Raw genomic sequence first — 11528 nt, 5'->3', positions numbered from 1 at the left:
TTAAAGATAAAGATAAAGCCGGGCTTTATGTGCACCCAGACCGTTGGCTGTACCGTAAAGCGTGACCGCGCCCATTGGCGGAACCGTGATGCTGCGCGGCGCTTCCAGCGGATGCATTTCCAGCCCACGGGCGTCATACCAATAGAAACGATAATGTACGGTGACCGGCTTTCGCCTTTCATTGAAAAGCTTCGCGCTGGCGGTAGCCTGAATATCTGACGACGTCAGTTCAGGTTTTTCCGCGCTGATCCCAGCCGCCAACAGACTCGACTCCATGACCAGCGTTTGCTCCTCATTCACGGCAATTTCCGGGCGCGAATGGCACCCGGCTAGCAACGTCGAACAAAGCAAAAGACCCAGACAGACCGTTTTCATAAGTTAGCCTTTGTGCGCCAGCATTGGCCCCAGTGGCCGACCGCCCAGCAAATGCATGTGGATATGGTAAACTTCCTGTCCGCCGTGGCGATTGCAATTCATGATAAGACGGTAACCGTCCTCAGCAATGCCCTCATCCTGGGCGATTTTCGCCGCCACGGTAATCATCCGACCCAGCGCCTGTTCATGCGCGGCGGTGACGTCATTGGTGGTGGCAATCAGGATATTAGGGATAATCAGAATATGGGTGGGTGCCTGTGGAGAAATATCGCGAAAAGCGGTGACCAGCTCATCCTGATAAACGATATCTGACGGTATTTCACGACGAATAATTTTGCTGAAAATAGTTTCTTCTGCCATTGGGACTTCCTTTATTATTCTCATATGCGACGGTAAAACCGTTACCGACGAACAGGTTACATGCCAAGAGTATGAGCGAGTTACCGCTAATCTTTCAACCGGAATACATATTTTCTTAGCGCAATCGGACCTTTACTTACGCAGCCACTGACCATTAATGCCCTGGACGAATTCACCGGGCTGCGCTTTCTCGATAAGTTTCTTACCGGCAAGCCTTGCCACCTCTTGCTGCGTGAGATTATTACTCTGCGCAAGCTGCCGATAGCTTTCGCTACGCGCTTCGTTGATTTGTTTGACCAAAGCCTGAGTGTCCGGGTCGGTTTTGATAGCCGCCAGATAGCCACTTTGGCTCTCCCCGACTCGCCCTTGTTGACGCGCGTCTGCCAGCGTTAACGCCTGTACGCCGGTGCTAAACAATCCCAACGCCAGAAGCGCAGCAATCCCTATTTTTCGCATTATGACCTCAGAATAAATCACTACGGGATTTCAGTAGATCCTCAACATCCTTATCGGCCTTGATATGGATCTCATGCTCAATTTTCACATTCATATTGATAGTAATCGGCTCTTTCGGCGCCGCCACTTCAATGCGCGGGACGCATCCTGACAACAGGCCGCAGCCCATCACAGCCAGCATGGCGATGGATAATTTCATTGTTGCTCCTTACATTCCGTGCCGCTGCCACACGGCGCACCGGGAAGGGTCGCGTGTTGCTCAAGCCATGACTGAAGTTTGTCGCCAAAGCGCAAGCTTCGCCACAAATCAAAAACATTCTCCTGGTGCGTGTAGTTTAACTGCACCGTACTGCGTTTTTCATCCATCACCCCGGTACCGGTGACCGTCGCCGTCAGCGTCAGTAATCCCAGACTGTCGAGATTAATGCGCGTCCAGGAGCGGGTAATTTCCAGATAGCGTAGCCAGTTGATAGCGGCACCGGCGGCAATATTGTCATCGGCAACCGCATCGGCGGTGTCTTTATCCAGCCGGAGCGTCATTGGGCCGGGGTTGTGCAGCCAGCCATCTTTAATTATCCATTTGCTGTCATTAAGCCACAGCGGTAACGCACCATCGACCGGGCCCGACATGGCGAATTGTTTGGGATTCACCGCGCTGACCAACTCGCTCATCGAAATATGATGCAGGCGCAATAAGGCCGCGTCGTGTTGCGGCATCCGCAGTTGTTGCATCGTGACCTTACCACCCAGCACATCCACGCTGACGTCGCTGAGTTGTAGCGGTTGTGCTTCACTCCAGGGCCAGGTGCCCTGCAGATCGGCGGTGATATTGCGCGCGGTGACCTGATTGACAATTTCAGCAATGCGCAGCGACACAGGCTGCCGGGTGCCCAGCTGCCAGATGCCCTCTTTTAAGCGAAATGGCAGCACAAAATCGACGCCGTTCACCTGGTTATCCGGCGTCCAGGCGCTGCCATTTTTCAAAACACCGTGTCCGCCCGCCTCAAAACCTTGCCCTGCGGCGGCGGAAAAGGCCACCTGCGCATAGAGCGAACCATCACGCAGTTTCATTTTCCAGTCCGGCGGCAGCAGCGGCTGAAAGACGGTCAACGACTGTTCCGGCCACCACGCCTGACCGCGCAGACGCTCGCCGTCCCAACGTCCATTCACCCTGACCGGACCGATATCCTGAGCTCTGAGATCGCCCTTAAACTGGAAGAACGTCGGATCGCGCCCGTCAACGCTGAAAGTGAGTGCTGAAGCCGGCAGCACGCTACCGCCGGTAAAGCGAGTCTCCCGGGCATCCAGCGCCAGGGCGCCGGTAAAGGAAGGATGCTGTTCATCGCGGATCCAATGAATCGGCTTTTCCAGCTTCAGGCGCGGTGTGTCGATGGTCATGGTGCCGTACTGTAATTTGTCGAAGCCGGTTGATAGCGTATTCAGCACAATCGCACTGTCACGCCACACGCCGGTGCCGGTCACATCCCAGCGCGCCTGCATCGGCGTGAAATGACCGTCGCCCCAATAGCGCCACTGCCAGGTGCCTTTATCCGGCATAAAATTATCGGCGCGGCCATCGAGGTGCAGGACAAAATCTCCCGTTTGCTGCTCATGGGCGCGCAGGATGGCCTGTAATCGCCCATCAATGCCCTGGGTTGATATTTTCACCCCGGCCAGCGGCCAGCGCACTTCATCAATATTCAGGGAATCAATCACTCGACCGCGCGAACGCAGCAGTGCGCCTGGCTGGAAATCCAGCACCGGGCTGACTAACGGGCCACTTAACTTAGCCGGAAGTTTGGCGTAGAGGATGAGATCCCCCTGCTTCGCTTCGCCAACCAGCTGCAACGGCATATCACTGTTATCCATGCTGAGCGTACCCGGCCCCACGGATAACACCGCGTTACCCTTCCCGGCATCCCCCGAGGTCAGCACGTTCAACCGGCCCGAAATCACGGTTTTATCAATGCCCTGCTGCCAGTTGTTGAGTTTAAGCGCCACACGGCCGCTCAGCGGAAGCCCCGGCTGGAACGGCCAGTTCCAGCGGCCATCGCTGATGGTGAGCTGTTGTTCGGTCAACTGCCACGGGAAATCGACTAACGGATCGCCCTCACCGCGCGCCATCATCAGCAGTTGCCCCTGATTGCCATCCCAGTTCAACTCCGCATCCACAAGCGATGGCACCTGCGGCACCTGTAGCGTTGAGGTGAGATGTCCTGCAATCGGCAAACCATCCGGTACCAGCGGCATGGTGAACTGTCCGACCAGCTTCACCGGCGGCTCACCGTCCATCAGGCTTGCCTGAAACTCGCTGATTGTCAGCGCCTGACCGTGCAAACGGGCGTGTAGAGTGACGTTGTCGCCTTGATATTCCACCTCCTGACGTTCAGGCGTCAGGGCAACATCCAGTTTTCCCTGCCACTTTTCCCACGGCGAGATGCTTAATGAATCAATCGTAAGCCAGGTGTTCGGCAGCATCGACTGCCATTCTGCCAGGGTACGCGGCGCGCCCGGGACGGTATCGTTTTGCGGCAGTTTGGCAAAGCAGACCGAGTTCAGGTTGAGTGACGCCGCGTGCAGCTTCCAGCGGCTGGGATGCGAGAGCGTGACATCTTTTAAAGTAGCCAGTTCACAGTCACCTGCCAGGTAGCGCAGATCGGGGATATGCAATGAGGAACGCGTTAAGCGTGGGCTGTCATGTAAGGCAATGCGCGTTCCTGCCGGAAGCCAGATCCCCACCAGCGTAGGCACCCAGTACCCCAGCGTCATCAGCAGGGTCAATGGCAGGAGCAGTAATAACAGAAGTAGCGCAATAGCAGCTTTGTATTTACCCTTCATGGGTGCAGTCTTGTCCAATTTAGTGCAGGCAGAGATGCCGGACGGCCGAGCGGACTGTCCAAAGGCGCGTATTGTGTCATGTCAGACCAGAGAGTGAAAGCCGCGGTGATGCTTTAAGCATAGCGGTAAAAAAATAAAATGTGAGTAATTTCAGTTGATTCTGATTGAGGTCGCCAGTATCGCGCGCTCTTGCAGGCAGGTATACTGGTCGGAGTTTCTTTACATATCTTTAGCATTCAAAACATTTTTACATTTTGTATGATAATTTGAATTATGCTAATTTGACTCTAAAATCACTGGAGTAAAGCGTATGAAAATCGCCGTTTACAGCACCAAGCAGTACGACAAAAAGTATCTGCAAAATGTTAATCAGGCATATGGTTTTGAGCTTGAGTTTTTCGATTTTCTGCTGACGGAAAAAACCGCAAAAACCGCGCATGGCTGCGAGGCGGTGTGTATTTTCGTTAATGACGACGGTAGCCGCCCGGTTCTTGAAGAGTTGAAAAAAAACGGCGTGAAGTATATAGCGCTGCGCTGTGCGGGCTTTAACAACGTCGATCTTGATGCAGCAAAAGAGCTCGGTCTGCGCGTGGTTCGCGTTCCGGCCTATTCTCCAGAAGCGGTGGCTGAACATGCCATCGGTATGATGATGACGCTGAACCGCCGTATTCACCGTGCCTATCAGCGCACCCGTGACGCCAACTTCTCGCTCGAAGGGCTGACCGGTTTTACCATGTACGGTAAAACCGCCGGGGTGATTGGCACCGGCAAAATCGGTATCGCCGCGCTGCGTATTCTGAAAGGTTTTGGGATGCGGCTGCTGGCCTTTGACCCGTACCCAAACGCGGCGGCGCTGGAGATGGGCGTGGAGTACGTCGACCTGCCAACGCTGTTTGCTGAGTCTGATGTTATTTCCCTGCACTGCCCGCTGACCGAAGAAAACTATCATCTGCTTAATGCCAGCGCGTTTGAGAAGATGAAAGACGGTGTGATGGTCATCAACACCAGCCGTGGTGCGTTAATTGATTCTCAGGCCGCGATTGAAGCATTGAAAACGCAGAAAATTGGCGCATTGGGGATGGACGTGTACGAGAACGAACGCGATCTGTTCTTTGAAGATAAGTCTAACGACGTGATTCAGGATGATGTTTTCCGCCGTCTGTCTGCCTGCCATAACGTTCTGTTTACCGGGCATCAGGCGTTCCTGACCGCAGAGGCATTGACCAGCATTTCGGAAACAACGCTGGAAAACCTGCGTCAGATTGACACCAATAGCGACTGTCCTAACGCCCTCGCCTAAGCCACAACGCTCCCTGACGCCCGTTGGGGAGCATTTTCAGATAAGCCCCACAGACACCATTGGCAGTACAGTTACACTTCGTAAGTATTCATCAAATAAATAAGAAATCCTGCAAATGAAGAAATCTTTAATCCTCCTGGCGGCGGCCGCGCTTCTCTCCGGCTGCGTTTATAACAGCAAAGTATTTACCGGCGGCGACCAGCTACAGCATCATCGCTTTGTTCTGGAAAGCGTCAACGGTCAGCCCGTTAAAGGCAACGGCACCCCGCTGGAGCTTAGCTTTGGCGAAAAGCAGTTACTGAACAAAATCTACCTGTCCGGCAACATGTGTAATGGTTTTTCCGGTACGGCTTCAATCTCCAATGGCGAGCTGACCGCCCCGGATCTGGCGATGACCCGCAAACTGTGTAGCGATGACAAGCTCAATGAACTTGATAGAACGCTTGCCTCCATGTTGCGTAAAGGCGCACAGGTGGATCTCACCGAATCACAGCTTACCCTTGCCACCGCCGACCAGACGCTCAGCTATAAACTTGCCGATCTGGTGAATTAACCGTTAGTAGCTTCCGCAGCTGCCGACCGCAAGAGATTGTTCACTGCATCGCTTGCCATTAGGCAGCGCGCACATGCCGATGCTGGAGCCATCCAGTTGACGTGCAGCGGAGAGCGTGCCGCCTATCATGGCGCAATTGGCATCGCCCGTACTGGACATCGCCGCTCTCATTCCCGGCGTAACGTGTGCCGCAGTCGCCTGCTGAACAGGTTCACTGCTGCACGCTGATAATAATAACGCCGCACATCCGACTAAAAACGCAGCCCGCATCTTTTCTCTCCCCATCGAAAAAATATAAACAAACCTATGCATCATAGGCAGCGCAGCGCGGTACGTCGAGAGACCCAACGCGCATTTATGCGCTGTAGAAACATTTTCTGGCAATTTTGTTGGTCGAATTATCCATCATATTGATATGAACCCCGGTGAAGGACACAAAAGCAAAAATGATTCAGCGTGAGGTTTGCTAGACTTTAGCAATACCAAAAGAATAGATTCCCGGTTTGCGGCAATCCGTAAACCTCATTTTTTGCGCAATGTAAGGTGTCATAATCAATGATCACAATTGACGGTAATGGTGCAGTCGCCTCGGTTGCGTTCCGCACCAGTGAAGTCATCGCCATTTATCCGATTACGCCAAGCTCGACCATGGCGGAACAGGCGGATGCCTGGTCGGGTAATGGGCTGAAAAACGTATGGGGCGATGTGCCGCGCGTGGTTGAGATGCAGTCAGAAGCCGGTGCCATTGCCACCGTGCACGGCGCATTGCAAACCGGCGCGCTTTCCACCTCATTCACTTCATCGCAGGGTCTGCTGCTGATGATCCCAACGCTCTACAAACTGGCCGGTGAGTTGACGCCGTTTGTTCTGCACGTTGCGGCGCGTACGGTTGCCACCCACGCCCTTTCCATCTTCGGCGATCATTCCGACGTCATGGCAGTTCGCCAGACCGGTTGCGCCATGCTGTGCGCCGGTAGCGTGCAGGAAGCGCAGGACTTCGCGCTGATTTCTCACATTGCCACGCTCAAAAGCCGGGTGCCGTTTATTCATTTCTTCGATGGTTTCCGTACCTCGCACGAAATTAATAAAATTGTGCCGATGTCTGATGACACCATCCGTAGCCTGCTGCCACACGATGAAATTGCCGCCCACCGCGCCCGCGCGTTGAACCCGGAACATCCGATCATTCGCGGCACCTCGGCAAACCCGGACACCTATTTCCAGTCTCGCGAAGCAACAAACCCCTGGTACAACGCGGTATACGACCATGTTGAGCAGGCAATGAATGATTTCGCCGACGCGACCGGTCGCCGCTACAAACCGTTTGAATACTACGGCCATCCGCAGGCCGAGCGCGTAATCGTGATTATGGGCTCGGCCATCGGCACCTGTGAGGAAGTGGTGGATGAGCTGCTGACTCAGGGTGAAAAAGTCGGCGTGTTAAAAGTGCGTCTGTATCGCCCATTCTCAGCCGCACACCTGCTGCAAGCGCTGCCCGACAGCGTGCGCAGCGTCGCGGTGCTCGACCGTACCAAAGAACCGGGCGCATTAGCTGAGCCGCTGTATCTTGACGTAATGACGGCGCTTGCCGAAGCCTTTAACCAGGGCCTGCGCGAAACGCTGCCGCGGGTGATTGGCGGCCGTTACGGTCTGTCGTCCAAAGAGTTTGGCCCGGAGTGCGTACTGGCGATTTTCAACGAGCTTTCGTCCGCGAAACCGAAATCCCGCTTCACCGTTGGTATCTATGATGATGTCACCAACCTCTCCCTGCCGCTGCCGGAAAATACCTTACCATCAACGGCGCGTCTGGAAGCGCTGTTCTACGGGTTAGGCAGCGACGGCAGCGTGTCGGCCACCAAGAACAACATCAAGATCATCGGTAACTCCACGCCGTGGTTTGCGCAGGGCTATTTCGTCTACGACTCCAAAAAGGCCGGCGGCCTGACGGTTTCCCACCTGCGGGTGAGCGACAATCCGATTCGCTCCGCTTATCTGGTGGCGCAGGCTGATTTCGTCGGCTGCCACCAGCTGCAATTTATTGATAAATACCAGATGGCCGAACGCTTAAAGCCTGGCGGTATTTTCCTGCTCAATACGCCTTATAGCGCCGATGAAGTGTGGGCGCGCCTGCCGCAGGAAGTTCAGGCGGTACTGAACCAGAAAAAAGCCCGCTTTTACGTTATCAACGCGGCGAAAATTGCCCGTGAATGCGGTCTGGCTGCGCGTATTAATACCGTCATGCAGATGGCATTCTTCCACCTCACGCAGATTCTGCCGGGTGATAGCGCGCTGATGGAGCTGCAAAACGCCATCGCCAAAAGCTATAGCAGCAAGGGCCAGGATCTGGTTGAGCGCAACTGGCAGGCCCTGGCGCTGGCGCGTGAGTCGCTGGCGGAAGTGTCGTTGCAGCCGGTCAATGCTGGTAGCCCTAATCGTCCGCCGGTGGTCTCCGACGCCGCCCCTGACTTCGTGAAAACCGTCACGGCCGCCATGCTCGCCGGACTCGGTGACGCCCTGCCGGTTTCCGCGCTGCCACCAGACGGCACCTGGCCGGTCGGCACCACCCGCTGGGAAAAACGCAATATTGCCGAAGAGATCCCTATCTGGAAGGAAGAGCTGTGTACCCAGTGTAACCACTGCGTCGCCGCCTGCCCGCACTCGGCTATTCGCGCGAAGGTTGTCTCACCGGAGGCGATGGAAAATGCGCCTGACTCCCTGCATTCGCTTGACGTGAAATCACGCGATATGCGCGGCCAGAAGTACGTGCTTCAGGTTGCGCCTGAAGACTGCACCGGCTGTAATCTTTGCGTCGAGGTTTGCCCGGCGAAAGACCGTCAGAACCCGGAAATCAAGGCCATCAACATGATGTCGCGCCTTGACCACGTCGAAGAAGAAAAAGTGAACTATGACTTCTTCCTCGACCTGCCGGAAATTGACCGCAGCAAGCTTGAGCGTATTGATATTCGTACTTCGCAGCTTATCACCCCGCTGTTTGAATACTCCGGCGCCTGTTCCGGCTGCGGCGAAACCCCGTACATTAAACTGCTGACTCAGCTCTACGGCGATCGCATGTTGATTGCTAACGCCACCGGCTGTTCATCTATCTACGGCGGTAACCTGCCCTCTACGCCTTACACTACCGACATCAACGGTCGTGGCCCGGCGTGGGCCAACTCGCTGTTTGAAGATAACGCCGAGTTTGGTCTGGGCTTCCGTTTAACGGTCGATCAACACCGCCAGCGCGTGATGCGTCTGCTGAGCGGATTTGCCGATAAAATCCCGGCCGAGCTTAACGAAGCGCTCAATAGTGAAGCGACCCCGGAAGTGCGTCGCGAACAGGTTGCGGCGCTGCGCGCGGCATTGGCAGGCGTTGACGGTGCTGAGGAGCTATTGACCGATGCCGATGCGCTGGTCGAGAAATCCATCTGGCTGATTGGCGGTGACGGCTGGGCCTATGATATTGGCTTTGGCGGGCTGGATCACGTGATGAGCTTGACCGAGAACGTCAATATTCTGGTACTGGATACGCAGTGCTACTCCAACACCGGCGGCCAGGCCTCAAAAGCTACCCCGCTGGGCGCAGTGACCAAGTTTGGCGAGCATGGCAAGCGCAAAGCGCGCAAAGATCTGGGCGTGAGCATGATGATGTACGGTCACGTTTATGTCGCACAGATTTCGCTAGGGGCACAGCTAAACCAAACGGTGAAAGCCATTCAGGAAGCGGAGTCCTATCCGGGGCCATCGCTGATTATCGCCTACAGCCCATGTGAAGAGCACGGCTACGATCTGGCGCTGAGCCACGATCAGATGCGTCAGCTCACCGCGACCGGCTTCTGGCCGCTGTTCCGCTTCGACCCGCGTCGCGCTGATGAAGGGAAGATCCCACTGGCGCTGGACTCTCGTCCACCATCCGATGCGCTCGCCGAAACGCTAATGAACGAGCAGCGCTTCCGTCGCCTGAACAGCCAGCAGCCAGAAGTGGCTGAGCAGTTGTGGAAGGACGCCGCCGCCGACTTGCAAAAACGCTACGATTTCTTAGCGCAGCTTGCTGGCAAGGCGGAGAAAGCGACGCCGCAGGAATAAGCCGTAAAGCGTATTTATTGAGCATAAAAAAAGCCCGAATATCTATTCGGGCTTGTCATTTTATAAACGACCAATCTAATAAATGACACACGGCAACAGGAATTGAATGTGTGGCAAAAAGGCATATAACGGACGTAGAGTACGCCAGCCATTTTTAATTGTATAATTTTTATTTTGTATATTTCACGCTTGATATATTCATGAAATCCATCATGATTTCAGTTGAATCATATGCTTGAGATTTTACTCATATCGTAACAAATGTTATTTACCATCTGACATAACTCTCCTTTAGCATTAACTCACTTCCTTAATCTGGAAGTGCGCGAATATAAAAAATCTAAAGGAATATTTTCAATGAACAGAAAAGTACTGGCCCTCGTCATTCCTGCCCTGCTCGCAGCAGGCGCAGCTCACGCCGCAGAAATCTATAATAAAGACGGCAACAAATTAGATGTCTACGGTAAAGTAGATGGTCTGCATTATTTCTCCAGCAACTCTAATAGCGATGGCGATCAGAGCTATGTTCGTTTCGGCTTCAAAGGCGAGACGCAGATTAACGATATGCTGACCGGTTATGGTCAGTGGGAATATAACGTCCAGGCTAACAATACCGAAAGCAATACCGATAACGCATGGACCCGTCTGGGCTTTGCGGGTCTGAAATTTGGCGAATACGGTTCATTCGACTACGGTCGTAACTACGGCGTACTGTACGACGTTGAAGGCTGGACCGATATGCTGCCAGAATTCGGTGGCGACTCTTACACCTATTCAGACAACTATATGACAGGCCGTACCAACGGCGTGGCAACCTATCGTAACAACGATTTCTTCGGTTTGGTTGACGGTCTGAACTTCGCTTTGCAGTATCAGGGCAAAAACGAAAACCAGAGCGGTGAAGGCGACGACGTAGGTACCAACAACCGTACCGGCAGCGACAACGTGCGTAAAGACAACGGCGACGGCTTCGGTATTTCCACTTCTTATGACTTCGGCATGGGCTTCAGCGCTGCGGCGGCCTACTCAACGTCCGACCGTACCAATGAGCAACAAAACGGCTCTCATGCCCAGTTTGCGAAAGGTGAAACGGCTGAAGCATGGACTACCGGCCTGAAATATGACGCGAATAACGTCTACCTTGCGGCCATGTACTCTGAAACGCGCAACATGACCCCGTATGGTAATTACGGTATCGCCGACAAGACGCAGAACGTGGAAGTCACCGCTCAATACCAGTTCGATTTCGGCCTGCGTCCGGCGATTTCTTACCTGCAGTCCAAAGGTAAAGATCTGCTCAATGCCAACGGCACCAATGCAGGCGATCACGATCTGGTTAAATACATGGATGTAGGCGCAACCTACTACTTCAACAAAAACATGTCCACCTACGTTGATTACAAAATCAACCTGCTGAACGATAACGACGACGGTAACTTCTACGCTAACAACGGTATCAACACTGATAACGTCGTGGCGATGGGTCTGGTTTACCAGTTCTAATCCCATAAAAAAACCCGCTGGCAATGGCGGGTTTCTTTTTTACGGTACGACGCACAACGG

10 protein-coding genes are annotated in these 11528 nt (G+C 54.0%); 4 read left to right on the top strand and 6 right to left on the bottom strand.

From position 1 onward, the window contains the following. The 5 genes from ACIPDS_RS03210 to ACIPDS_RS03190 all read right to left on the bottom strand — a co-directional run bounded on the left by ACIPDS_RS03210 (window position 1) and on the right by ACIPDS_RS03190 (window position 4029). Window positions 1-375: a YcfL family protein gene (locus ACIPDS_RS03210; protein ID WP_166513994.1), complete on the bottom strand. Its 375-nt coding sequence runs from the start codon at window positions 373-375 to the stop codon at window positions 1-3. A gap of 3 nt (window positions 376-378) precedes the next feature. Continuing rightward, window positions 379-735 carry a purine nucleoside phosphoramidase gene (gene hinT / locus ACIPDS_RS03205; RefSeq protein ID WP_166513995.1) on the bottom strand — a complete coding sequence of 119 codons (357 nt, stop codon included), beginning with the start codon at window positions 733-735 and terminating at the stop codon, window positions 379-381. A 132-nt stretch (window positions 736-867) separates the two neighbouring features. Continuing rightward, window positions 868-1191 (bottom strand): YdbL family protein, encoded by a 324-nt coding sequence (locus ACIPDS_RS03200; protein WP_166513996.1) that lies wholly within the window; start codon window positions 1189-1191, stop codon window positions 868-870. A gap of 7 nt (window positions 1192-1198) precedes the next feature. Next, window positions 1199-1390, bottom strand: coding sequence for a YnbE family lipoprotein (locus ACIPDS_RS03195; RefSeq protein ID WP_166513997.1), 192 nt, complete (start codon window positions 1388-1390; stop codon window positions 1199-1201). Further along, window positions 1387-4029, bottom strand: a complete 2643-nt coding sequence (locus tag ACIPDS_RS03190) for a YdbH family protein (protein WP_400732530.1) — start codon at window positions 4027-4029, stop codon at window positions 1387-1389. Before ACIPDS_RS03190 ends, ACIPDS_RS03195 begins: the two co-directional genes overlap by 4 nt. 310 nt (window positions 4030-4339) lie before the next feature. Between ACIPDS_RS03190 and ACIPDS_RS03185 the strand changes: the two genes are divergently transcribed. Both ACIPDS_RS03185 and hslJ read left to right on the top strand, forming a co-directional pair. Further along, on the top strand, window positions 4340-5329 hold the full coding sequence (locus ACIPDS_RS03185; protein ID WP_400732528.1) for a 2-hydroxyacid dehydrogenase: 990 nt from the start codon (window positions 4340-4342) through the stop codon (window positions 5327-5329). Between the two features lie 115 nt (window positions 5330-5444). Then, entirely contained in the window at window positions 5445-5882 is a 438-nt protein-coding gene (gene hslJ / locus ACIPDS_RS03180; RefSeq protein WP_400732525.1) for a heat shock protein HslJ, read from the top strand. 3 nt (window positions 5883-5885) lie between these two features. Here the strand turns inward: hslJ and ACIPDS_RS03175 are convergent, their stop codons facing one another. Next, window positions 5886-6152, bottom strand: coding sequence for a DUF333 domain-containing protein (locus ACIPDS_RS03175; RefSeq protein ID WP_166514481.1), 267 nt, complete (start codon window positions 6150-6152; stop codon window positions 5886-5888). A 285-nt stretch (window positions 6153-6437) separates the two neighbouring features. Between ACIPDS_RS03175 and nifJ the strand changes: the two genes are divergently transcribed. Both nifJ and ompC read left to right on the top strand, forming a co-directional pair. Then, window positions 6438-9965 (top strand): pyruvate:ferredoxin (flavodoxin) oxidoreductase, encoded by a 3528-nt coding sequence (gene nifJ, locus ACIPDS_RS03170; protein ID WP_400732522.1) that lies wholly within the window; start codon window positions 6438-6440, stop codon window positions 9963-9965. Between the two features lie 357 nt (window positions 9966-10322). Further along, window positions 10323-11468, top strand: coding sequence for a porin OmpC (gene ompC, locus ACIPDS_RS03165; RefSeq protein ID WP_400732519.1), 1146 nt, complete (start codon window positions 10323-10325; stop codon window positions 11466-11468). Window positions 11469-11528: the final 60 nt, after the last annotated feature.

This window comes from Kluyvera sp. NPDC087067 (genome assembly GCF_044745165.1).
Taxonomy (GTDB): domain Bacteria; phylum Pseudomonadota; class Gammaproteobacteria; order Enterobacterales; family Enterobacteriaceae; genus Kluyvera.
The sequence above is the reverse complement of the archived record's forward strand: the minus strand, read 5'-3'. Positions and strand labels throughout refer to the sequence as shown.